This is a genomic window from Streptomyces sp. NPDC002573, assembly GCF_042889625.1.
Taxonomy (GTDB): Bacteria; Actinomycetota; Actinomycetes; order Streptomycetales; family Streptomycetaceae; genus Streptomyces; species Streptomyces gibsoniae.
Genome location: NZ_JBIARC010000001.1, coordinates 399,048 through 422,410, shown reverse-complemented (window position 1 = coordinate 422,410; position 23,363 = coordinate 399,048). Strand labels below are relative to the sequence as shown.

Sequence of the window (23,363 nt, the reverse complement as noted above, 5' to 3'; positions counted from 1 at the left end):
ATCCTTACGAGGAGGCATCAAGTGGTCGACGCGGATCAGACATTCGTCATCGTCGGAGGAGGTCTTGCCGGCGCGAAGGCGGCCGAGACGCTCCGCGCGGAGGGTTTCACCGGCCGCGTGATACTGATCTGCGACGAACGCGACCACCCCTACGAGCGACCGCCGCTGTCCAAGGGCTATCTGCTGGGCAAGGAGGAGCGCGACAGCGTCTTCGTCCACGAACCCTCCTGGTACGCGCGCAACGACATCGAGCTGCATCTCGGCCAGACCGTGGACGCCGTCGACCGCGCGGCGAAGACGGTCCGCTTCGGCGACGACGGCACCCTCGTCCACTACGACAAGCTGCTGCTGGCCACCGGCGCCGAGCCGCGCCGCCTCGACATCCCCGGCACGGACCTCGCGGGCGTCCACCATCTGCGCCGTCTCGCCCATGCCGAGCGCCTCAAGGGCGTCCTCACCTCACTCGGCCGGGACAACGGCCATCTCGTGATCGCGGGCGCCGGCTGGATCGGCCTGGAGGTCGCCGCCGCGGCCCGCGAGTACGGCGCGGAGGTCACCGTCATCGAGCCCGAGCCGACCCCGCTGCACGCGGTCCTCGGCCCCGAGCTCGGCAGCCTCTTCGCCGAACTGCACAGCGAGCACGGCGTCCGCTTCCGCTTCGGGGTGCGGCTCACCGAGATCGTCGGCCAGGACGGTGTGGTGCTGGCCGCCCGCACCGACGACGGCGAGGAGCACCCCGCGCACGACGTGCTCGCGGCGATCGGTGCCGCGCCCCGCACCGCGCTCGCGGAGTCCTCGGGCCTGGAGATCGCCGACCGCGCGCACGGCGGGGGCGTCGTGGTCGACGAGCGGCTGTGCACCTCCGACCCCGACATCTACGCGGCCGGCGACATCGCCTCCTTCCACCTGCCCCTCTTCGGCACCCGGCTGCGCGTGGAGCACTGGGCGAACGCGCTGAACGGCGGTCCGGCGGCGGCCCGCGCGATGCTCGGGTGCGAGGTGACGTACGACCGGGTGCCGTACTTCTTCTCCGACCAGTACGACGTGGGGATGGAGTACTCGGGGTGGGCGCCGCCCGGGTCGTACGACGAGGTGGTGCTGCGCGGTGACGTGGGCAAGCGGCACTTCATCGCGTTCTGGCTGAAGGAGGGGAGGGTGCTGGCCGGGATGAACGTGAACGTGTGGGACGTCACAGAGCGGATCCAGAACCTGATCCGGGCCAGGACGCCGGTGGACCAGGAGGCACTGGCGGACCCCGGGGTACCGCTGGAGAGCCTGGTCCCCTGACGCGACGGCTGCCGCCGCTGTCACACCGCCCCCGTAGAATCTCCTCGTGGCAGGACGGATCAACGACGAGGACGTGAAGGCGGTCAGGGACGCGGTCCCGATCGACGCCGTCGTGTCCGAGTACCTCCAGCTGCGCAACGCGGGCGGCGGCAACCTGAAGGGCCTGTGCCCCTTCCACGACGAGAAGTCCCCGTCCTTCCAGGTCAGCCCGAGCAAGGGACTGTTCCACTGCTTCGGCTGCCAGGAAGGCGGCGACACCATCACGTTCGTGATGAAGGTCGACCACCTGTCCTTCTCCGAGTCGGTCGAGCGCCTGGCCGCCCGCGCCGGCATCACGCTGCGCTACGAGGAGGGCGGGTACAACCCCACCCACCAGCGCGGTGAGCGCATCCGCCTGGTCGAGGCCCACCGGCTCGCCGCCGACTGGTACGCGGAGCAGCTCGACACCAGCCCCGAGGCCGACACGGGACGCGCGTTCCTGGCCGAGCGGGGCTTCGACCAGGCCGCCGCGGTCCACTTCGGCGTCGGCTACAGCCCCCAGGGTTGGGATCACCTCACCCGCTATCTGCGCGGCAAGGGCTTCAGCGACAAGGAGCTGATCCTCTCCGGCCTCTCCCAGGAGGGCCGCCGGGGCCCCATCGACCGCTTCCGCGGCCGGCTGATGTGGCCGATCCGCGACATCGGCGGGGACGTCGTCGGCTTCGGCGCGCGCAAGCTGTACGAGGCGGACAACGGACCCAAGTACCTGAACACACCCGAGACCGCGATCTACAAGAAGTCCCAGGTGCTGTACGGCATCGACCTGGCGAAGAAGGAGATCGCCAAGGTGAGCCGGGCGGTGGTGGTCGAGGGCTACACCGACGTCATGGCCTGCCATCTCGCGGGCGTCACCACGGCCATCGCGACCTGCGGCACGGCCTTCGGCGGCGAGCACATCAAGATCCTGCGCCGGCTGCTGATGGACAACGGCTCGGCCCGGGTGATCTTCACCTTCGACGGTGACGCGGCCGGGCAGAAGGCGGCCCTGCGGGCCTTCGAGGACGACCAGAAGTTCGCCGCCGAGACCTACATCGCGATCGCGCCGGACGGCATGGACCCCTGCGAGCTGCGTCTCGCCAAGGGCGACGAGGCGGTCGCCGACCTGACCGAACCCCGCACCCCCCTCTTCGAGTTCGCGCTCCGCCAGATCGTCGGCCGCTACGATCTGGACACCCCGGCGGGCCGCGCCGCCGCGCTGGACGAGGCGGCGCCGGTCGTCGCCCGGATCAAGAACAGCGGTGCCCAGCACGAGGTCGCGGTCCAGCTCGCCGGCATGCTCGGCATCCTCGACACCCAGTTCGTGGTCAAGCGGGTGGCTCAGCTGGCCCGTTGGGCCCGCGACCGGGGCGGCCGGGGACCGGCGCCGGCCGGACAGCGCGCTCAGCAGCCGTACCAGGCGGCGCCCCGCCCGGCGGTCCCGGGCCCCGCGCTCAACCTCCGCAACCCGGTCTACGCGACCGAGCGGGAACTGCTCAAACTCGCGCTCCAGTGGCCGGAGATGGTCTCCCCGGCGTTCGACGCGTACGGGGTCGACGAGTTCACGGCGGCGCCGTACGCGGCCGTCCGCCAGGCGATCATGGACGCGGGAGGTGCCGAGTACGGCGCCCAGGACCCGCAGGAGTATCTGGTCCGCGTCCGCGACGCGGCACCCGACGACACGGTCCGCGCCATGGTCACGGAGCTGGCCGTCGAGGCGATCATGCTCCGCAAGGAGGTGGACGAGGCCTACGTGGGCGCCCAGCTGGTCACGGTCCGCCGCCGGGCGGTCGAACGCCGGGTCCGTGACGTCCAGAGCACCCTGACCCGCCTCGGCGCCTACGGAGACCCGGCCCAACTCGCCGCCGTGCAGAACGAGCTGTGGGTCCTGCAACAGTACGACCAGGCACTGCGGGAACGCGGCGCGTCAGCCCTCTGAGCGCCGCCGGGGACTTCGGCTCCCCGTCCTGCCTCATCGGTCACTGCCGGTGCGACGGTCAAGCGAGCTGAGTAACCGGCCGGTCACGCACCGGACTCAAAAAGTGGTCGCACGCCCCTCGTGGCGGCGATGTGTCGTACCCCACACTGGGGTGCGGTGCCTGAGTCCCCGGAGCGCGGCCGGCCCGTCCACGGGTCCGACACCCCGCGGTCCCGCTCGACGACTACGGGATGGCCGGTGGGCGGACCACCGGTCCCGTCCCCGACGTACCGCTGTCGCACCCCTCAGCAGCGACATTCCTGGAGGTCGCACCCGTGCAGACCCAGACCCTGATAGAGACCGAGACCGGCCACGACGATCCGGACGCCGACAGCGACGTCCTTGCCGCGGTGCCCCCGCAGGGCCGGCTCGCGCACCACCCCGAGACGGACGCCGAACCGCAGGACCCGTCCGGAACGGAGGAGCCGCCCGAACTCCCCGACGCCGACGCGGCAGAGCCCGCGCCCGAGCCCGTCGAGCCGCTCCGCGGGCACGCCGACACCGGCGGTCCCTCCTCGGACCTGTTCCGCCAGTATCTGCGCGAGATCGGCCGCATCCCCCTGCTCACGGCCGCCGAGGAGGTCGAACTCGCCCGCCGCGTCGAGGCCGGACTGTTCGCCGAGGAGAAGCTCGCCCGCACCCCCGACCTCGACACCGAACTCGCCCTGGACCTGGACCGGCTGGTGGTCATGGGGCGGATGGCCAAGCGGCGGCTGATCGAGGCCAACCTCCGGCTCGTCGTCTCCGTCGCCAAGCGCTACATCGGCCGCGGGCTGACCATGCTGGACCTCGTCCAGGAGGGGAACCTCGGCCTGATCAGGGCCGTCGAGAAGTTCGACTACGCCCGCGGCTACAAGTTCTCGACGTACGCGACCTGGTGGATCCGCCAGGCCATGTCCCGCGCCCTGGCCGACCAGGCCCGCACCATCCGCGTCCCGGTGCATGTCGTCGAACTCATCAACCGCGTCGTCCGCGTCCAGCGCCGCATGCTCCAGGAACGCGGCTACGAACCGACACCGGAAGAGGTCGCCGCACACCTGGAACTGCCCGGCGAGCGGGTCATCGAGGTGCTGCGGCTCGCCCAGGAGCCCGTCTCGCTGCACGCGCCCGTCGGCGAGGAGGACGACGTGGCCCTCGGCGACCTCATCGAGGACGGGGACGCCGCGAGCCCGGTCGAGTCGGCCGCGTTCCTGCTGCTGCGGCAGCACCTGGAAGCGGTCCTGTCCACCCTCGGCGAACGCGAACGCAAGGTCGTACAACTCCGCTACGGCCTCGTCGACGGCCGTCCCCGCACCCTGGAGGAGATCGGCCGTATCTTCGGCGTGACCCGCGAACGCATCCGCCAGATCGAGTCCAAGACCCTGCACAAGCTCCGGGACCACGCGTTCGCGGACCAGCTGAGGGGCTATCTCGACTGAGAGGGGCCGCTCACGAGGAGCGGCCCCGGGAACTCAGTCGACCTCCGCGACCGCCTGCGCGAACTGCGCCTTGTACAGCCGCGCGTAGGCGCCGTCGGCCGCCAGCAGTTCCTCGTGCGTGCCCTGTTCCACGATGGAGCCGTTCTCCATCACGAGGATCGTGTCCGCGTCCCGGATCGTCGACAGCCGGTGCGCGATGACGAACGACGTCCGTCCGTGTGCCAGCTTCGCCATCGCCTTCTGGATCAGCACCTCGGTCCGGGTGTCGACGGAGCTCGTCGCCTCGTCGAGGACCAGGATCACCGGGTCCGACAGGAACGCCCGCGCGATGGTGATGAGCTGCTTCTCGCCCGCGCTGACGCCCGTGCCCTCGTCGTCGATCACGGTGTCGTAGCCGTCCGGCAGCGTACGGATGAACCGGTCGGCGTGGGCCGCCCGAGCGGCCTCCTCGATCTCCCCGCGCGTGACCTCGCGCGCGGCACCGTAGGAGATGTTCTCCGCGATGGTCCCGCCGAACAGCCAGGTGTCCTGGAGCACCATGCCGATCCCGGCCCGCAGTTCGTCCCGGGACATCTTCGCGATGTCGACCCCGTCGAGCGTGATCCGGCCGCCCGTGACGTCGTAGAACCGCATCAGCAGGTTCACGAGCGTCGTCTTGCCGGCTCCGGTCGGGCCGACGATAGCGACCGTGTGCCCCGGCTCCACCGCCAGCGACAGGTGCTCGATGAGCGGCTTGTCCGGGTCGTAGCGGAACGACACGTCCTCCAGCGCGACCCGCCCGCGCAGCTCTTCGGGACGCAGGCCCGGCACCGGGTCCGCCGCCTGCTCCTCGGCGTCCAGCAGGTCGAAGATCCGCTCCGCCGAGGCGACACCCGACTGCACGAGGTTCGCCATCGACGCGACCTGCGTCAGCGGCATCGAGAACTGCCGCGAGTACTGGATGAAGGCCTGCACATCACCGATGGACAGCGCACCCGACGCCACCCGCAGACCGCCCACGACGGCCACCAGCACATAGTTGAGGTTCGACACGAACATCATCAGCGGCTGCATGATGCCGCTGTTGAACTGCGCCTTGAACCCGGCCTCGTAGAGCTGCTCGTTCTGCTCCGCGAACCGCCGCGCCGACTCCTCCTGGCGGCCGAACACCTTCACCAGGGTGTGCCCGGTGTACATCTCCTCGATGTGCGCGTTCAGCTGGCCGGTGGTGCGCCACTGCTGCACGAAGTGCGGCTGCGACCGCTTGCCGATCCGGGTGGCCACGACGAAGGACAGCGGCACGGTCACCAGCGCGACCAGCGCCAGCAGCCACGACACCCAGAACATCACCGCGAGCACACCGATGATCGTCAGCAGCGAGTTGATCATCTGCCCCATCGACTGCTGGAGCGTCTGCCCGATGTTGTCGATGTCGTTGGTGGCGCGGCTGAGGACCTCGCCGCGCTGCCGCTTGTCGAAGTACGACAGCGGAAGGCGCGACAGCTTCGCCTGTACGTCCTCACGCAGCCGGTAGACGGTCTTGTTGATGGCCCGGTTGGACAGCCGGGTGGTGACCGCCATCAGCAGGCCGGACACCAGGAACGTGCCCAGCGCGAGCAGCAGGATGTTCCCGACGGCACCGAAGTCGATGCCCTTGCCCGGGGTGAAGTCCGTGCCGGACAGCATGTCCGCGATGCCGCCCTCGCCCCGCTTGCGCATGGAGGCGAGCACCTGCGCCTTGGTGAGCCCGGCGGGCATCTGCCGGCCGATGATGCCGGCGAAGACCAGGTCGGTGGCCTTGCCGAGGATCTTCGGCCCGATCACGGAGAGCCCCACGCTCAGCACACCGCAGACCAGCATCGCGATCATGAGGGTGCGTTCGGGCTTGAACTGGGCGAGGAGCCGTTTTCCGGACCCCTTGAAGTCCATCGAGCGCTGGTCGGGGCCGCCCGCGCCCATCATGCGTCCCATGGGCCCGGCCATCAGGCGGCCTCCGCTTCCGTCAGCTGGGAGAGCACGATCTCCCGGTAGGTCTCGTTGCCTGCCATCAGCTCGTGATGGCGACCGGTGCCGACGACCCGGCCCTCGTCGAGGACCACGATCCGGTCGGCGTCCCGGATGGTCGCCACCCGCTGGGCGACGATGACGACGGTCGCCTCGGCGGTCTCGCGTGAGAGCGCCGCGCGCAGGGCCGCGTCGGTCGCGTAGTCGAGCGCGGAGAAGGAGTCGTCGAAGAGGTAGATCTCGGGGCGCTGCACGAGGGTGCGGGCGATGGCGAGGCGCTGGCGCTGGCCGCCGGAGACGTTGGTCCCGCCCTGTGCGATGGGGGAGTCGAGGCCGTTCTCCAGCTTGGACACGAACTCCTTGGCCTGCGCCACCTCCAGCGCGTGCCACAGCTCCTCGTCGGTGGCGTCCGGGTTGCCGTAGCGCAGATTGGTGGCGACCGTCCCGGCGAACAGGTACGGCTTCTGCGGGACGAGTCCGACCGTCTTCGCGAGCAGCGCCGGGTCGACCTCCTGGACGTTCACGCCGTCCACGAGCACCTCGCCCTCGGTGGCGTCGAACAGGCGGGGGATCAGCCCGAGCAGGGTCGACTTGCCGCTGCCGGTCGACCCGATGACGGCCGTCACCTCACCCGGCCGGGCCTCCACGTCGATGGCCTTGAGGACCGGCTCCTCGGCACCCGGGTAGCGGAACCCGGCGCCGCGGATCTCCAGATACCCGTGGCGACGCAGCTCGAACACCGGGGCGGCGGGCGGCACGACGCTCGACTCGGTGCCGAGCACCTCCTCGATGCGCTCGGCGCACACCTCGGCGCGCGGCACCATCATGAACATGAAGGTCGCCATCATCACGGACATCACGATCTGCATGAGGTAGGCGAGGAACGCGGTCAGGTCGCCGATCTGCATGCCGCCGCTGTCGATGCGGTGCGCGCCGAACCAGACCACGGCGATCGACGACAGGTTCACCACGGTCATCACCAGGGGGAACATCAGCGCCAGCGTGCGGCCGGTGCCGAGGGACACCTCGGTCAGCTCGGTGTTGGCACCCTGGAAGCGGCCCTTCTCGTAGTCGTCGCGGACGAAGGCGCGGATCACCCGGTTGCCCGAGATCTGCTCGCGCAGCACCCGGTTCACGGTGTCGAGACGGACCTGCATGGTGCGGAACAGCGGGCGCAGCCGGCGCACGATCAGCGTCACGGAGATGCCGAGCACGGGCACCACGGCCACCAGGACGCCGGACAGCGGCACGTCCAGACCGAGCGCCATGACGATGCCGCCCACGCACATGATCGGCGCCGACACCATCAGGGTGAACGTCATCAGCGTGAGCATCTGCACCTGCTGCACGTCGTTCGTGGTGCGGGTGATCAGCGAAGGCGCGCCGAAGTGGCCCAGCTCACGCGAGGAGAACGACTGCACCCGGTCGAAGACGGCGGCCCGCATGTCCCGGCCGACGGAGGACGCGGTACGGGCGCCGAAGTAGACGGCGCCGATGTTGCAGAGGACCTGACCCAGCGAGACCGCGATCATCAGACCGCCGAAGGTCACGATGTAGTTCGTGTCCCCCTTCACGACACCGTGGTCGATGATGTGCGCGTTGAGGGTGGGCAGATAGAGCGTGGCGCAGGTCTGCAGCAACTGCAGCAGCACCAGCAGGATGATGGGTTTCCGGTATGGGGCCAGGTGGGCCCTCAGAAGTCGTATGAGCACGCGAGATCTCTCGGAGTTGCAGACGGAGGCGGGGCGGGCGGAGGTGCACCACCCCCTATCGTCGGACACTCCACCCGCGTTACCTCAACCGAATTAAGCCGACGGCGGGGCCGTCGGGCTGACTCGGACTCAGCTACCGGGCGGAGTAGGGGGAGGTGACGGATGGGGTGGCGCGGGGACATCCGGGCGTGTGACGTTGCGACATCGGGGGCGGCGCGGGCAGGCGCGGGACCGGCCTCCGGCCCACGGCCCATGAGCTACGGCTGTGACCGGAACGCCCCCGGATGCGTCTGTTCGCGTACCGACACGTACTGCTGACGTACTGCCTGACCCACGGCCAGCTCGTCACCGGGCTCCAGAACCTGCGCCACCGCGCCCTGCCAGGCCGGCGGGGTGCGCGGGTCGAGGGTGCCCTGTGACACGCCGAGGGACCAGGCCGCCTGCCGGGCCGCGCCGAACGCCGCGTAGTCGGCGGGCTGCGGCACCACGACCTGGACTCCGAACAGGGCGGGAGCCGCCGCCTGTACGGCGGGAAGCTCCGCGGCGGCACCGAGCAGGAAGATCCGCCGCACGTCGACCCCGCGGCCGCGCAGCACGTCCAGCGCGTCCGCGAGCCCGCACAGCATCCCCTCGAACGCGGCGCGCGCCAGGTGCTCGGGCTTCATCGACTCGCGCCGCAGCCCGGCCAGGGTGCCCGCGGTGTGCGGCAGATTCGGGGTCCGCTCGCCCTCCAGATAGGGCAGGAGCACCAGACCGTGGGAGCCGGGCGTCGACTTCATGGCCAGCTCCGACAGCGACTCCAGGTCGGGCATGCCGAGGAGTTCGGCGGCGCCGCGCAGGGTGCGCACGGCGTTGAGCGTGGTCACCACCGGCAGATGCATGCCCGTCGCGTCCGCCAGGGAGGTGATCATCCCGGTGGAGTCGACGAGCGCCTCGGGGTGTACGGCCATCACGGACCCGGAGGCGCCGAGCGAGACGACCGCGTCGCCGAGCCCGATGCCGAGGCCGAGGGCGGCGGCCATGGTCTCGCCGGTGCCCGCGGAGATCAGCAGGCCCTCCGGTGTCGTACCGGCCGCCTCCGAGGGGCCGAGCACCTCGGGGAGCGCGGCCTGGTGGCCGAGCGCCAGCTCGACGAGGTCGGTGCGGTAGGCGCCGGTCGCCGCCGACCAGTACCCGGTGCCGGAGGCCCCGCCGCGGTCGGTGGTCCTTCTCAGGGGCCGCCCGAGCAACTGCCACACGAGCCAGTCATGGGCCTGCAGCAGCAGGGCGGTGCGGCGCGCGTTGTCGGGTTCGCTCCGGGCCAGCCAGCGCAGCTTGGTCACGGGCTGCGCGGCCTGCGGGACGCAGCCGACGGCCTCGGCCCAGGCCTGCCGTCCGCCGAGGGCGTCGATCAGGTCGGCCGCCGCGACCTGCGCCCGCTTGTCACCGCCGACCAGCGCGGGCCGCACGGTGGCGCCCCGGGAGTCGAGGGGGACCAGCGCGTTCTGCTGCGCCGAGACACCGATGGCCTGGACGCCCTCCAGGAGTCCGCCGCCGGCCGCCTCCCCCAGGGACAGCAGCCAGGCCTGCGGATCGACGTCGGAGGGACGGCTGCCACCCTCGGTGCTCTCGACGGGATGCGGTGCATATCCCTGCCTGAGCACGGACCCCGTGTCCGCGTCGCAGACGACGATACGAGTGAAATCGGGCGAACTGTCCAACCCGGCGACTATCCCCATGGCGGAAATTCTGCCGTACGGAGGGGGGTGGCCGCGTCTCCTCGGGACGGCGGCGGACTGTCATCGGAGGGCTACCGCGGCGGAGGCGGTCGGGGTGCCCGCTGGGGCGGGAGGGACAGCCGTGGCAGAAGCGGGTCGGGTGCGGCCGTGGCGGGAGCGGCAGGTGGTGCTGCCGGTGCGATCCCTTACTTCCCGAGCCCGGGGTCAGGTGTTGCTGGTGCCCCAGTCGTCCGAGCCGTCGCCGTTCGCGTTCCGTGCCCGCAGCGAGCGCACCCGGCCGGCGACCGAGTCGGGCATGTGGTCGCCGACCTTGTCGCTCACCGCGTGGTACGCCTTGCCGGCGATCTCGCGCCCCTGCTGTGCGGCCGTCTCGGCGGTGTTGCGCACGGCGGGGTTCTGCGCGACCTGACGGGCGGACTTCTTCAGCTGCTCGTAACGTTCGCGTCCGGCTCGTGTGCCGAGCACATAGCCCAGGACAAGCCCGGCGACGAACGTGAGCCGATAGCGCATGGCGGCCATCCTTCCCTTGCGTCTGCGTCGTCCCTTGGGTGGGCATCCGGCGCGGCGGGTACCGATTGGCGGAGCACCCCTCTGCTTGCGCTAATGTATGTGTCGCAGCGAGCGCGCGCCCCCTGGCGGATACCCAGGAGGGTACGTTCGATGCAACGAGGCATTCCTCCGTAGCTCAATTGGCAGAGCAGCCGGCTGTTAACCGGCAGGTTACTGGTTCGAGTCCAGTCGGGGGAGCTCGATCCTCCGTAGCTCAATTGGCAGAGCAGCCGGCTGTTAACCGGCAGGTTACTGGTTCGAGTCCAGTCGGGGGAGCGTCTGAAGAGGACCCCTCAGGGGTCCTTTTTCATGTCCGCAGGAACCGTCACGCCCACGGCGGAGTCCTCAAGGTCACGTGTAGCCGACCATCCGAAGCAGGAGATCGTATGAGCGGCTATGCTGCGGCAGACGGCGCGCACACATGTACGCGACGCGCCGTGATGGGGCGGTAGCTCAGCCGGTTAGAGCAGCGGACTCATAATCCGTCGGCCGTGGGTTCGAGTCCCACCCGCCCCACTGCACGCTACGCGCGCAGAAACGATGTGATCAGCAGTGACTCAGAGCGCGCCGATCAAGTCTGCGGCCCCCGGACAGGCTCCGGGGGCCGCAGTCGTCCGTTTCGCTCCAGGTGCACTCGGTCGGGGGAGGATCACGGACGGCCCGGGCCGGCTCTCGGCGCGGCGGGCTTGACTCGCGCGGACGCGACCGACGGGATGAAAGACACGTCGCCCGGCCGTCGGGACTCACATCATGCGGCGGGCCTGGTGGGAGCGGATCTGGCCGTCCACCCGGTGGGCGTTGCCGCGCACGGTGACCGGCATCTCGTACGGGGCGAGCGGATCGGCACACTTGGGCGCCGTACGCGGCAGGGTTGGCGCGATCCGTGCCCATTCGTCCGGTGGAGTCTGCCCGCCCAGCGCCGGCATCAGCTGGATCCTGGCCTCGATGAACGGCGTGGTGAAGGCGCGGAGTTCGGCCTGGAGAGGGTCGAGCTGCGGGACCGCGGCGGCCTTGATCCCTCCGAGCGAGGCGTATCTGGCCCCAGCGCGGCGCCCACGGCGCCCGCGAGCACGCCGCCGAGGCCGATCCAGGCCACGGGCGCGTCGGACTGGGCCACCGGCTTCTCCCTGGTGCCATGCCGGGCGTCGCGAGCCGTGAACCTTCCCGGTCGCAGCACTAGACACTCCGGACACACAGCCATGCTCATGGTGGCAGCAGGGCGCGGGCCGGGGAACATGGCGAACGCCGACAGCGCCCGGCGCGGCAAGGGCGGCTTCGAGGGGGAGCGGTTCGGGGTGCTCTTGGGCGGGCCCATCGGTCGCTCCGGCGTTTTTCGCGCGCCGGAGTCGCGTCTGGCGGCGTGGTGCCGTGAGCGGGCACGGGAGCAACCGGCCGGCGCCCGAGTCCGTGGAGGGACTGCGGGCGCTCGTCGCGCGGTAGTCCGGGGTCAGGCCGCCAGCGGGTTCAGGGTCAGGGGCTTGATCTTGCCTTCCAGCATGGCGCCCAGGCCCTGTACGGCGCAGATGTCGGGGCGTTCGGCGATGCGTACCGGCATGCCGGTCCACTGGCGCAGCATCTGGTCCAGGCCCGGGAGCAGGGCGCTGCCGCCGACCATCATGATGCCGCGGTCGGCGAGGTCGGCCACCAGGTCGGGCGGGCAGTCCCGCAGCACCTTGCCGATGCCGTCGAGCACGGCCGTCAGCGGGGTCTCGATCGCCTCCCGCACCGCCGCCGTGTCGACCTTCACCGAGCGCGCGAGCCCGGTCGCCACGTCCCGGCCGAGGATCTCGGTGGCGGCGAGTGTGTCGGGGGCGGTCCCGTTGCCGGAGAGGGCCACCCGCAGCGGGCGTACGGACTGGCTCGGCAGCATCAACGCGTGCTCGTGGCGCAGATGCTGGACGATCGCGTGGTCGACGGCCTCGCCGCCCACCGGGATCCGTTCCGCGGTCACGATGTTCCCCAGCGACAGGACGGCGATCTGGGTGGCGGCGGCACCGCACACCATGATCATGGAGGCCTCGGGCTGCTCGACGGGCAGCCCGCAGCCCACCGCGGCGGCGACCAGGGTGTCGACCAGTTCCACCCGGCGCGCCCCCAGCCCGACGAGCGTCTCCACCGCCGCGCGCTGGGCCAGCGGGTCGGCATCGTGCGGGGTGCAGGCGGCGGCCCGGAGCCGGGGCTTGCGGCGCAGGGTGCGGCGGAGTTTCTCACCGAGCAGATGGCGCAGCATGCGCTGGGCCATCTCGATGTCGACGACGGTGCCGCCGGACACCGGTCGCATCACGCGGATGTACGAGGGGGTCCGCCCTGTCATCTTCTCGGCCAGCTCGCCGACCGCTATCAGCGAACCGGTCCGGGTGTTCACCGCCGCGGCGCTCGGCTGGTCGACGACCAGCCCCGAGCCCTTGACGTACACACGGGTCCTGGCCGCGCCGAGGTCGACGGCGAAGTGGCAACGGCGCAGCTGGTCCAGGCTGACGGTCATGCGGTACCTCCCGAGAACGGACCGCGGGTGGCCGCCGGGTGGCGGGCCTCTCCTCTGCATCGTCGCCCGGTCCGGGAGACCCCGCCCCTTGAAGAGGGCCAGGCGGGTTCACCCGATCGGGTGTGTCCGGGCGCGTTGTGTCCTGGGGAGGGTGTGCGGGGTCCGTGTCGGAGCCCCCTGCCGGTCCTCGGCGGTGCCGTGCCGGTTCATCCGTGCGGCGGGGGTGAGACGGTCCTCTCGCCCGCGATTCCCCGTACCACTCCGAGGGCTACCAGATCCTGGGGGCGTACGCGCAGCTGGTCCGCCGTCGCCCGCACCTGGTCCGCCGGGCGCTTGAGTATCGCGGCGGCGAGCTCCGGCGCGATGACCGAGAAGTAGCTGTCCGGGGTGGCCCAGGTGTTGTCCGGTGCGGCCAGGGCCAGCGCCCCGCCCGAGCCGCCCTCCCCGATCACCAGGGTGGTCAGCGGTGTACGGGCCGTCGCCACGGCGGTGAACAGGTCCGCGATGGCGGCGCCCACCCCCTGCCGCTCGGCCTCCGCGTCGTTGGCGGCGCCCGGCGTGTCCACCAGCGTCAGCACGGGCACGGACAGGGCGTCGGCCAGCCGGATCAGCCGGGTGGCCGAACGGTATCCGGCGGGGCGGGTGGCGGTACCGGTCTGGGCGGCGTACGCGATCGTACGGCCGTCGTGGCTGCCGAAGCCGCACAGCATGCCGTCCGGGTCCCGGCCGCCGCCGCGGTCGCCGCCGAGCTCCGCGCGGCGGGTGAAGTACGCGTCCAGATACGCCCGCGCGCGGGGCCGCTCCGGATCCCGGGCCCGCCGTACGGCGTCCCAGCCGGTCGCCGGGAGGCCGGCCGCGCCCAGCGCCCGGGGCACCGGGGCGGGTTCGGCCGAGGGCGCCGTCAGCAGTCCCAGCCACAGGGCCACCGCCGCCCGCAGTTCCCCGGGCGGTACGACCGCGTCGACCGTGCCCGCCGCCACCTGCGCCTCCGCCGTGTACGCCGCCGGGTCCGCGTCCGGCGGGCGCACCCGGGAGCCCGCGAAGCCCACCTGGGCGCCGGGCAGGGCCAGCACCACGTCGGCGCCCGCGCCCAGGGTGGCCCAGCCGCCGCCGGTCGTCGGGTCCCGCAGGACCGCGAGTTGCGCGAGCCCGGCGGCACGGGTGAGCGCCGACTGCCGGGCCACGCGCTGGAGCTGGGTCAGTGCGAGCATGCCCTCCTGCATCCGGCTGCCGCCCGTCGCGACCAGCGAGAGCACCGGCAGCCGGTGCGTACGGGCGTAGGTGTGCGCCGCCTCCAGCCGGTCCCCGGTGCGCTCGCCGAGCGAGCCGCCCAGAAAGCCGAACTCGAACGCGATCAGCACGGCCGGGGTGGAGCCGACGGTCCCGCGCCCGACCACCACGGACTCCTCCTCGCCGGTGCGCGCCGTGGCGCGGGCGCGCGAGGCGTCGTAGCCCGTCCAGGCGAGCGGTCCGTTCGGGCCGGACTCCCCGGCCGCCGGGCCCGGCAGCCGGGTGAAGTCGTCGGTGACGAGGGCGAGCGCCTCCCGCGCGGACAGGCGTTCAGGCATCGCCCAGTGCCCGCTTCATGATCTTCCCCATGTCGTTGCGGGGCAGGGCGTCGAGGTAGCGGACCGTGCGGGGCCGCTTGTGCGGGGCGAGCCGGCGCGCCACATGGTCGGCCAGTTCGTCGGCGCCGGGCAGGTCGGCGGGGTCGGCCGGCACCACCCAGGCGACGATCCGCTCGCCCAGATCGTCGTCGGGTTCGCCGGTGACGGCGGCCTCCCGCACCCCCGGGTGCTCCAGGAGCGCGTTCTCGATCTCGCCCGCCCCGATCTTGTACCCCCCGCTCTTGATCAGGTCGGTGGCCTTGCGGCCCACGATGCGCACATAGCCGTCGGGCTCGCGCACCGCCATGTCCCCGGTGCGGAACCAGCCGTCGGCGGTGAAGGCGGCGGCGGTCGCGTCGGGCCGGTTGAGGTACCCGGTGAACAGGTTCGGGCCGCGCACCTGGATCTCGCCGACGGTCTCCCCGTCGTACGCCGGGATCGGGGTGCCGTCCTCCTCGACGAGCCGCAGGTCCACGCCCGGCAGCGGCACGCCCACCGTTCCCGCGCGCGGCTCCCCGTCCGCGCGGACGCTGGTGTTCATCAGGGTCTCCGTCATGCCGTACCGCTCGATGACCCGGCGCCCGGTCGCGGTGGCGATCCGCTCGTGGTCGTGCACCGGCAGCGCGGCGGACCCGGAGACCAGCAGCCGGGCCCCGGCGAGCGCCTTGGCCAGCTCGGGGTCGCCGGGCAGCGCCTCCGCGATCCGGTGGTACATCGTCGGCACCCCGAACAGCATGGTCGCCCCGGCGCCCAGTTCGCGGGCCACGCCTTCGGTGTCGAAGCGCCCCAGGTGCCGTACGGAGCCGCCGCGCCGCAGGGGGCCCAGGACGCCGAGCACCAGCCCGTGCACATGGAACAGCGGGAGCCCGTGCACCAGGACGTCGTCCTCGGTCCACTGCCAGGCGTCCGCGAGCGCGTCGAGGGTCGAGGCCACGGCCCTGCGGGGGATGAGGGCGCCCTTGGGCGGGCCGGTGGTCCCGGAGGTGTAGACGACGAGGGCGGGACTCTCGTCGTCGACCTCGGCGGGTGCGTACGTTCCCGTGCCGCGTACGTCGACGTCCACGCGCTCCAACGCCCGTACGGGTTCGGGCAGTTCGTCGCCGGGAGCGGCCAGGACGAGCGACGGCGCGCTGTCCGCCAGGATGTGGCCGAGCTCGCGCTCCCCGGACTTCGGGTTGAGCGGGACGACGGGCACTCCGGCGGTCAGCGCGGCCACCACCGCGACGGCGGTCTCCAGCGAGGGCGCGGCCCACAGGGCCACCCTTTGGGCCGCTTGGGCCGCCGCCACCGGAGCGGTCGACTCCGTTCCGGTCGGCTCCGCCCCAGGGGGTACCGCCCCGCCCAGTCGCCCGGCGAGCGCGCCCGCCGCCGCGGCCAGCTCGGCATGGGTCAGGGCCCGCTCCCCGAACCGCAGCGCGGGCCGCCGCGCCGCCCGGGGGTCGGTCAGGGCCGGAAAGAGGGAGGGCACGCGGGACTCCTCGCGTCGAAGCGGACAGGACGTGGTGCGGACATCGAATCCGTTCCTACACCAGGGTGAGCGAAAACCCGCCTCCCCAGTGACGGAGACCTCAGGTGAAGGTCAACACGGGTGCCGCGGTCTCCCGGGGCGTTGTTAGCCTGCGCGCACATGTCGTCCCGCGAACAGGAGTCCTGACGTGTTTCGTACCGCCACCGCGCGCGTCGCGCTCGTCACCTGCCGGCCCGGTCCCGAGGTGACGACCGACGGTGATCTTCCCGTGCTCGTACGGGAGTTGACGGCGGCCGGAGCGGGTGCCGACGCCGTGTACTGGGACGACCCGGACGTCGACTGGGCGGCGTACGACCTGGCCGTGATCCGTTCCACCTGGGACTACAGCTGGCGGGCCGCCGAGTTCACCGCCTGGGCCGAACGGTGCGGGAAGCTCACGCGGCTGGCGAACCCGGCGCCCGTCGTGCGCTGGAACACCGACAAGCGCTATCTCGGGGAGCTGGCCGCCGCGGGCGTCCCGGTCGTTCCCACCCGGTACGTGGCCCCGGGCGACCCCGTCGAGCTGCCCGACGACGAGTACGTCGTCAAGCCCACCTCGGGCGCGGGCGCCCGGTTCGCCGCCCGGTACACGCCCGAGGAGCACGACACCGCCGTACGGCAGCTCGCACGGATGCACGCCGAGGGGTTCACGGCGATGGTGCAGCCCTATGTGCGGGGCATAGACGTGGCCGGCGAGCGGGCGCTGCAGTTCTTCGGCGGGCGGCTGCTGCACGCCAGCCGCAAAGGGGCCGTTCTCACGCCCGGCACTGCGTACGACGAGCGGAAGGTGGCGCACCCCGGCCTCGAGCCCTGGACCCCGACCCCGGCCGAACGCGCCGTCGCCGAGCGCGCCCTGGCCGCCGTACCGGGCGCTCCGGAACTGCTCTACGCCCGTGTCGACCTGGTGGACGGCGCGGACGGTCAGCCGTGTGTGATGGAGCTGGAACTGGTCGAGCCCAATCTGTTCCTCTCCCTGCACCCGGGGTCCGTGCCGAGGGTGGTGGACGCCGTCCTGGCCGCGGTGGACAGGAGCGTGCGCTAGTCGCCGACGGCCACCCGCTGCAACAGCCCCCAGGTGAACTCGGCGACCACCTCCCGCCGTACGCCGTTCGCGTCCGGGGCGGTGAAGGCGAGGCCCCAGCGGGTGGGGGCCGTGCCCTCCAGGGGGCGGGCCGGGGCGAAGGCGCGGGCCGCCTCGTCGACCGTGCAGGACCAGGGGGTCAGGTCGTCGATCGTCTCCAGCTTCGGCGCCGGTGCGCCGGGGGCCCGGATCAGCCACTCGTTCCAGACCTGCCCGCCCGGGCCGGCCAGCACCTCGAAGCGCAGATCGGGCCAGAGCGGGACGGGCCACAGCCGAGCCTCGCAGTCCAGGTCACCGATCCGGCGGGGGGCCTTGGACTCGGGTTCGCCGAGGACCGAGCGGATGAGGGCGCCGGTCGAACGGGCGCGCGGCGAGCGGACCATCGCCTGCCAGCGCCGGTTGGCCTCGCGCATGTCGGCGATGGACACGCCCAGCGTCCGGCGGGCGTCCTCCACCAGGTCCGGGTTGTGGTCGGCCATACGGCGCAACAGGACGAGCTGGAAGTCCCGCGGGCCGAAGGGGGGTTGGGGGATCCGGTTCACGAGCGCCGCCGACAGCCTTGGGTCTCGGTGGAGGGTCTACGGGCCCCACCGTACTGCCCGTCGACGGTCACCGCGGGCAGGAGGGGCAGGGGGCGGCGGGATGGGGGCAGTGGCTCACAGGTTGCTCCTGAGGCCCATGAGATCGGCCACATTGTCATGATCTAGTAAAGCGACGGTCAACCGTCTACCGTGTGCGGCGAGCAATTTTCGCTGCGCACGCCTCCTGCGGTCGCTTCTCTCGACGGCAGGGGGAGTGGTAGGGGGTTCAGAGCTTCGAACGGAACGAGCGCCCGGCTCGCCTCGTGTTCGGAGCTCTTGGCGCACGTGTGCGCCGCGCACGGCCGACCGCTCACGGCACGCTTTCGGGCTGCTCACTGACCAGTGCAGCCCGTGGTGCCGACTCTCGTCGCGGTCCCGGAGCACCCCCTGCGACAGATGCGCCGAGGGGGAGAGGGACGCAGATGAAGAGGCTTGCCGCTGCCGTGACCACGGCCGCTGGGCTGCTCGCACGGCACGGTGACACCCCGTCCGCCGAGATGGCCGACGGGCCCGGGGCGGCGCGGTCGCGCGTGTCCCGGCTCAGGCCGCGCGGGTGACGCCCCTTTCGCTCAGGTGACCCACCGCGTGTGACCGGCTGAGGACGGCCGGACGGGCGGATGCGACCTCGCGTTCTCGTGCGCCGGTGCGGCGAGGGCCGTTCGCCTCCGGCTTCCTCCCGCCTGTCGCACCCGTCTCGCGCACTCACCTCGCCCTCCCTGCCCGGACTTCCGGGCGCCCTGTCTCCGATCTCCCGACCCCCAGACCCGTTCGACGCGGCCCCGCGCCGGCGATCCCGCTAGCCGGCCCCCGCGACGACGGGTGCTGCCACCTGTCCCGCGCGTTCGGACGGTCCGGCAGAACTCCCCTTTCCTCCGGCCCCGTTGAGTGCCGGAATGCACCCACCCCTTCTCCGCTGAGCAAGGAGTTCCATGAAACGGAGTCAGCGCCCGCCCGCGCGAAGACGAAGAGGCATCCTCAGAGGCGTCTCGTGGGCGGCGGCGACGGCGGTCCTGGCCGGTCTGCTGAGCGCGTACCCGGCCGTCGCCGACGGCATTTCGGGCGACACGCCGGACGGCACGGTGGAGCCGTACCACCTGACCGCCCGGCAGCAGGTGGTGGACATCTGGGCCACCGGCGGCACCGAGGTCAAGGCCGCGGCCGAGCAGGCCCTCACCGGCAGCGACGACGACGTCGCCGGCTTCCTCACGACCTACGGGGACCTGCAGACGCAGGACTACCGGGTCGAGGCGGCGCAGATCGGCGACCTGGGCGGGGAGAACACCCTCGACGCGGTGCGCCAGGCCCTCGACGGCCCGGAGCCCGGTCTTGCCCAGTTCCTGAAGGCGGGTTGGCAGAACGCCTTCCAGCAGGACGAGCGGGTCCTCGTCGCCCGGGCGATCGACGCGGGCGGCCCCGAGGTGCAGTCGCGCGGCCGGGCGGCCCTCAACGGCACCTCCGAGGACATCGACAAGTTCCTGACCTCGGGACAGCGCGAGGCCCAGGAACAGGACGACCGGGTTCTGGCGGCCCAGATCGTGGCCGCCGGCGGAACGCAGGTGAAGGCCGCCGGACGGCTCGCGCTGAACGGCTCGGCCGACGACATCCGCGAGTTCCTGGACGTGGGCCAGTTCGTGGCCCGCAGCCAGGACGAGGAGTACGCGAGCGTCGGGGAGCTGGCGGACCAGGCGGAGCGGGCGGGCAAGGTCGCCGCCAAGGAGACCAAGGCCGCCGAAGCCGCCTCCAAGGAGGCGATCGAGGCCTCCAAACAGGCCAAGGAGGCCGCGCAGAAGGCCGCGCAGGAGGCGCAGGCCACCAAGCAGGACTCGGAGGACGCCGCACGCGCCGCGAACCGGGCGGCCAGTGCCGCCGCCGGAGCCGCGAAGGCCGCCCAGCGGGCCATCGCCGCGGCCGACGCCGCCACCAGGTCGGCCCGCGTGGCGTCGTCCGCCGCGGCCCAGGCGGCAGCCGCCGCCGTCGGTGCCGCCAACGCCGCCTCGAACGCGCGCAACGCCGCCGCGGCGGCCGCGACCGACGCGAAGCAGGCGGACGCGGCCAAGAAGGCCGCCCAGCAGGCGAACGCGGCGGCCGAGGGCGCCACCAAGGCAGCCGACGCCGCGGACCAGGCCGTCAAGGCCGCCACGGCCGCCGGTGACGCCGCCGCCTCCGCGGCCGGCGCGGGGTCAAACGCCGCCGCGGCTGCCGACGCCGCCGTCCTCGCCGGCCAGTACGCCGGGGAGAGCAGCGCCGCCGCGGCGAACGCCCGGGCCGCCGCCGCCCAGGCGCGCCGGCAGGCCGCGGAGGCCAACCGGGCCGCCGGCGAGGCCGAGTCGCTCGCCCGCAAGGCGGCCACGGCAGCCGCCGACGCCCGCGACGCCGCCCGGTCGGCCGCCGCGCACGCCAAGAAGGCGGCGGACGCGGCGAACGACGCCGCCAAGCACGCAGGTGAGGCGAACTCCGCGGCCCAGCGCTCCACCGAGCACGCCAACGCGGCCACCGAAGCGGCGAACGCCGCCTCCAAGGCCGCCCAGCAGGCGCAGACCGTGTACACGCTCGCCCGCCAGGTGGAGAGCGCGGAGCTGCTCACCCGGACCAACGCCGGCATCGAGAACGCCCGCGATCTCAAGGCCCAGGAGGACGCCCAGGAGGCGCAGCGCAAGCAGGAGGCCGACGACGCCGACCAGCGCCGTCGCACCGCGGACGACCTCGCCCAGAAGGCACAGGGCGGAACCAGCGACGAGGAGATCGCCCGGCTCGGCCGGCAACTCGCCCTGGCCGACGCCAAGGACGGCAAGCCCTGGATACGCGCCGCCGCCCAGACCGCGCTCGGCGCGGACACCGCGGGCGTCGTCGCCTACGTGCGCACCGGCCGCACCGACGCCCAGCAGCAGGACGACCGGACGGACGTCGAGCGGCTGGCCGAGGAGAGCGCGGTCAAGGAGGTGCGCGACGGCGCCGAGCAGGCGCTCAAGGGCGACGCCGCCACCGTGGGCGCGTTCCTGCACGAGGGCCAGTACCAGGTGGGCAGCGAGGCGTTCCGGGTGGCGATCGCGCAGGCCGCCGACGCCGGGGGCCCCATCGTCAAGGAGCGGGCCCGCAAGGCGCTGGACGCCGGGACCACCGACTCCTACCGGACGTTCCTGACCGACACCCTCGCCAAGGCCCAGGTCGAGGACGACCGGGTGAAGGCCGCCCAGCTCGCCGACACCGGCACCCCGGAGGTGAAGTCCGCGGCGCGTATCGCGCTGGAGGGCCCCTCCTATCTGCTCCGCCAGTTCGTCGAGTCCGGCCAGTACACCGCCCAGCGCAAGGACATGCTGTCCCTCACGCACCAGCAGCAGGTGCAGCAGCTGGTGGCGCAGGCGGCCGAGGTCGCGGCCAAGGCCCAGCAGAACGCGGCGAAGGCCCAGGTCACGGCGGCCAAGGCTCGCAAGGCGGCCACCGAGGCGGACAAGTGGGCGACGAAGGCCCGGCAGTCCGAGAGCCAGGCGGCCGACTACGCCAAGGAGGCCGACCAGCACGCCAAGGACGCCGAGGCCTCGGCGCGGCAGGCGGCGGATTCGGCGAGGACCGCACGTGCCGCGGCCGACCGGGCCGACCAGTCGGCGCACGACGCGGCGGTCTCGGCCGGCGACGCCACCATGTCGGCGGAGATGGCCCAGAACTCCGCGAGTTCCGCGTGGACGGCGGCGGCCGAGGCGAAGGCCTCGGCGGACCGGGCCGGCAAGAGCGCGGCCGATGCCATGCAGGCGGCGGCCGAGGCGTTCACCACCGCGGTCAAGAAGTACCGCGAGGAGGAGGAGCAGCGCCGGCGGGAGGCCGTGGCCAAGAAGGAGGCCGCGGAGAAGGACCCGGGCCAGCGGGCCGCCGCGCTGTACCGGTGCGGCATCGTCGGCTGCGAGGCCGCCGAGAACCCCGGTCGCTGGTGCCAGCACCACGAGGCCTACTGCGACGTGCTGTCCAGGGCCCCCGAGCTGGAAGCGCTGGCGAAGGCCGCCAACGGGTTCATCAACGACATCACCGGTCTGACCCAGCTGGAGAACTGCGCCCAGAAGGGCGACCTGGAGGCGTGCTGGCAACTCGGCCGGGACATGGCGGTCTCGTCCAAGTTCCGCATGATCGGCATCGCCTACAAGACGCTGATGAGGCTCCAGCGCGGCTGCGGGGAGTGCTTCCTGGCCGGCACCCGTGTCCTCATGGCGGACGGCAGCCAGAAGCCGATCGAGAAGCTCCGGGCCGGCGACCTGGTCAGGGCCACGGACCCGCTCACCGGCGAGACCGGGGCGCGGCACGTCACCCGGCAGATCGTCACCAAGGACGACAAGCACTTCGCCGCGGTGACCGTCCGGGGGCCGACCGGCGGCCGTAGTCCGATCACGGCCACCTACGACCACCCCTTCTGGAGCGTCAATCTCCGCGCCTGGGTGCCCGCCGAGGATCTGCTGCCGGGGGACAGTCTGCGCACGGACAGCGGGGCGACGGCGACCGTCGTCGCCAACCACGCCTTCGACCGGCAGGCCGTCACCTACAGCCTCACGGTCGAGGGGCTGCACACGTTCTACGTGCTGGCCGGGAAGACCCCGCTGCTGGTCCACAACTCCGAGTGCAAGCCGCTGGTGCTGGGTCTGAAAAAGTACATCGACGACGCGACCACGCAGCAAAAGGGCTACAACCTCATGGACAAGAGCCTTGAGGAGGAAATCGGCAAACTCCCGGACGGTACGCCCTTCACCAAGTGGATGAGCGGGGTGAAGGACGCCCTCCGGAGCAACAAGCAGGTCTGGGTGAACCTGAAGGGCTTCAGTCCCACCGAAGGGACCTGGCAGGAGAAATTCGACACGTCCGTGGCAAGGGGCCGAACGATGGACCGCTCGGCCACGGACTGGGAAATGGCACAGATCGAGTACCACTACCGGGTCGGTGACCTCGAGTGGAAGAATGTGCACTTCCTCGACGAGGACGGCAAGGAGGTCAAACTCGATCCGCCGAAGCCTCCGGAGAAGAAGAAGTAGCGGACAGGGAAATGGCCGAGATCTTCCGTTCCGAACGGGCCTTCACGGTGTGGCAGTACACCGTCGCCCACCACGCCCGGCTCCTGCTGCGCAGTTCCCGCCGGACGGAGTCCGACACCCGCATCGACCTCCATGTGGGCGGTGTGAACGGGATGTTCCTGCGCCCCTCGTATGACGGGATCGTGATCCGTGAGGGGACGTCGGAGGAGGTGCGCCACATCACCTCGATCCTGGGCCCGGAGGTCTTCCGACAGGGAGGGCGGCTCCATGTCATCGGGGAGGACCGCATGACGGGTTTCGTCGTTGGCGGGCCGCTGGAGTGCCATGAGCACCCCGGCGCGGACGACGACGCCCCGTCCGGCTTCCTCCCCATGCCGGAGACGGCTTAGAGAGATCCGCTGTACGTCCCGGCCCGGCATCGCGCCGGGCCGGG

Annotated in this window: 14 protein-coding genes, 3 tRNA genes and 1 pseudogene; 9 read left to right on the top strand and 9 right to left on the bottom strand. The window is 72.1% G+C overall.

Features of this window, described 5'->3' with window-relative positions; all coding sequences use genetic code 11:
* Positions 1-21: 21 nt before the first annotated feature.
* The 3 genes and pseudogenes from ACFYX0_RS01960 to ACFYX0_RS01950 all read left to right on the top strand — a co-directional run bounded on the left by ACFYX0_RS01960 (position 22) and on the right by ACFYX0_RS01950 (position 4,698).
* The gene (locus ACFYX0_RS01960; RefSeq protein ID WP_355919582.1) at positions 22-1,287 is read left to right on the top strand and encodes an FAD-dependent oxidoreductase; all 1,266 of its coding nucleotides are present in this window, start codon (positions 22-24) and stop codon (positions 1,285-1,287) included.
* 46 nt (positions 1,288-1,333) lie between these two features.
* Positions 1,334-3,241 (top strand): DNA primase, encoded by a 1,908-nt coding sequence (gene dnaG / locus ACFYX0_RS01955; protein WP_388965226.1) that lies wholly within the window; start codon positions 1,334-1,336, stop codon positions 3,239-3,241.
* Between the two features lie 156 nt (positions 3,242-3,397).
* Positions 3,398-4,698, top strand: a pseudogene (locus ACFYX0_RS01950) (RNA polymerase sigma factor).
* Positions 4,699-4,731: 33 nt separating this feature from the next.
* Here ACFYX0_RS01950 and ACFYX0_RS01945 read toward each other — a convergent pair.
* The 4 genes from ACFYX0_RS01945 to ACFYX0_RS01930 form a co-directional block, all read right to left on the bottom strand.
* Complete coding sequence (locus ACFYX0_RS01945; protein WP_388965223.1) at positions 4,732-6,660, bottom strand: ABC transporter ATP-binding protein; 1,929 nt, start codon at positions 6,658-6,660, stop codon at positions 4,732-4,734.
* Positions 6,660-8,393, bottom strand: a complete 1,734-nt coding sequence (locus ACFYX0_RS01940; RefSeq protein WP_388965220.1) for an ABC transporter ATP-binding protein — start codon at positions 8,391-8,393, stop codon at positions 6,660-6,662. The genes ACFYX0_RS01945 and ACFYX0_RS01940 overlap by 1 nt, the downstream gene beginning before the upstream one ends.
* Positions 8,394-8,650: 257 nt before the next feature.
* On the bottom strand, positions 8,651-10,111 hold the full coding sequence (locus ACFYX0_RS01935) for an FGGY family carbohydrate kinase (protein WP_388965217.1): 1,461 nt from the start codon (positions 10,109-10,111) through the stop codon (positions 8,651-8,653).
* Positions 10,112-10,315: 204 nt separating this feature from the next.
* Complete coding sequence (locus ACFYX0_RS01930) at positions 10,316-10,621, bottom strand: YtxH domain-containing protein (protein ID WP_355919599.1); 306 nt, start codon at positions 10,619-10,621, stop codon at positions 10,316-10,318.
* A gap of 164 nt (positions 10,622-10,785) precedes the next feature.
* On the opposite strand from ACFYX0_RS01930, the gene ACFYX0_RS01925 reads away from it, so the two are divergent.
* From ACFYX0_RS01925 to ACFYX0_RS01915, 3 genes are all read left to right on the top strand, one after another.
* A tRNA-Asn gene (locus ACFYX0_RS01925) sits at positions 10,786-10,858 on the top strand.
* Positions 10,859-10,863: 5 nt separating this feature from the next.
* Positions 10,864-10,936 (top strand) — tRNA-Asn (locus ACFYX0_RS01920).
* 166 nt (positions 10,937-11,102) lie between these two features.
* A tRNA-Ile gene (locus ACFYX0_RS01915) sits at positions 11,103-11,176 on the top strand.
* Positions 11,177-11,403: 227 nt separating this feature from the next.
* On the opposite strand, the gene ACFYX0_RS01910 is transcribed toward ACFYX0_RS01915, so the two are convergent.
* From ACFYX0_RS01910 to ACFYX0_RS01895, 4 genes are all read right to left on the bottom strand, one after another.
* Positions 11,404-11,586, bottom strand: a complete 183-nt coding sequence (locus ACFYX0_RS01910) for a hypothetical protein (protein ID WP_388965214.1) — start codon at positions 11,584-11,586, stop codon at positions 11,404-11,406.
* A 521-nt stretch (positions 11,587-12,107) separates the two neighbouring features.
* Complete coding sequence (locus tag ACFYX0_RS01905) at positions 12,108-13,145, bottom strand: rod shape-determining protein (protein WP_355919605.1); 1,038 nt, start codon at positions 13,143-13,145, stop codon at positions 12,108-12,110.
* Positions 13,146-13,351: 206 nt separating this feature from the next.
* A complete protein-coding gene (locus tag ACFYX0_RS01900) occupies positions 13,352-14,713 on the bottom strand; it encodes a carboxyl transferase domain-containing protein (RefSeq protein ID WP_388965211.1) in 1,362 nt (453 codons plus the stop codon).
* Entirely contained in the window at positions 14,706-16,220 is a 1,515-nt protein-coding gene (locus ACFYX0_RS01895; RefSeq protein WP_388965208.1) for an acyl-CoA synthetase, read from the bottom strand. Before ACFYX0_RS01895 ends, ACFYX0_RS01900 begins: the two co-directional genes overlap by 8 nt.
* A gap of 187 nt (positions 16,221-16,407) precedes the next feature.
* Between ACFYX0_RS01895 and ACFYX0_RS01890 the strand changes: the two genes are divergently transcribed.
* Positions 16,408-17,301, top strand: a complete 894-nt coding sequence (locus ACFYX0_RS01890; RefSeq protein WP_388965205.1) for a RimK family alpha-L-glutamate ligase — start codon at positions 16,408-16,410, stop codon at positions 17,299-17,301.
* On the opposite strand, the gene ACFYX0_RS01885 is transcribed toward ACFYX0_RS01890, so the two are convergent.
* Entirely contained in the window at positions 17,298-17,882 is a 585-nt protein-coding gene (locus ACFYX0_RS01885) for a hypothetical protein (protein ID WP_355919617.1), read from the bottom strand. The two genes, ACFYX0_RS01890 and ACFYX0_RS01885, sit on opposite strands and share 4 nt — an antisense overlap.
* Positions 17,883-18,850: 968 nt before the next feature.
* Here ACFYX0_RS01885 and ACFYX0_RS01880 point away from each other — a divergent pair.
* Entirely contained in the window at positions 18,851-22,930 is a 4,080-nt protein-coding gene (locus ACFYX0_RS01880) for a polymorphic toxin-type HINT domain-containing protein (protein ID WP_388965202.1), read from the top strand.
* An 11-nt stretch (positions 22,931-22,941) separates the two neighbouring features.
* Positions 22,942-23,319 (top strand): hypothetical protein, encoded by a 378-nt coding sequence (locus ACFYX0_RS01875; RefSeq protein WP_388965199.1) that lies wholly within the window; start codon positions 22,942-22,944, stop codon positions 23,317-23,319.
* The last annotated feature ends 44 nt before the right edge of the window (positions 23,320-23,363 follow it).

What these genes read in the sequence shown, in the direction of transcription:
- ACFYX0_RS01905 (WP_355919605.1), bottom strand. Translation starts at nt 13,145, where the DNA reads ATGACCGTCAGCCTGGACCAGCTGCGCCGTTGCCACTTCGCCGTCGAC.
- ACFYX0_RS01900 (WP_388965211.1), bottom strand. Translation starts at nt 14,713, where the DNA reads ATGCCTGAACGCCTGTCCGCGCGGGAGGCGCTCGCCCTCGTCACCGAC.
- ACFYX0_RS01875 (WP_388965199.1), top strand. Translation starts at nt 22,942, where the DNA reads ATGGCCGAGATCTTCCGTTCCGAACGGGCCTTCACGGTGTGGCAGTAC.
- ACFYX0_RS01880 (WP_388965202.1), top strand. Translation starts at nt 18,851, where the DNA reads ATGAAACGGAGTCAGCGCCCGCCCGCGCGAAGACGAAGAGGCATCCTC.
- ACFYX0_RS01930 (WP_355919599.1), bottom strand. Translation starts at nt 10,621, where the DNA reads ATGCGCTATCGGCTCACGTTCGTCGCCGGGCTTGTCCTGGGCTATGTG.
- ACFYX0_RS01945 (WP_388965223.1), bottom strand. Translation starts at nt 6,660, where the DNA reads ATGGCCGGGCCCATGGGACGCATGATGGGCGCGGGCGGCCCCGACCAG.
- ACFYX0_RS01910 (WP_388965214.1), bottom strand. Translation starts at nt 11,586, where the DNA reads ATGCCGGCGCTGGGCGGGCAGACTCCACCGGACGAATGGGCACGGATC.
- ACFYX0_RS01935 (WP_388965217.1), bottom strand. Translation starts at nt 10,111, where the DNA reads ATGGGGATAGTCGCCGGGTTGGACAGTTCGCCCGATTTCACTCGTATC.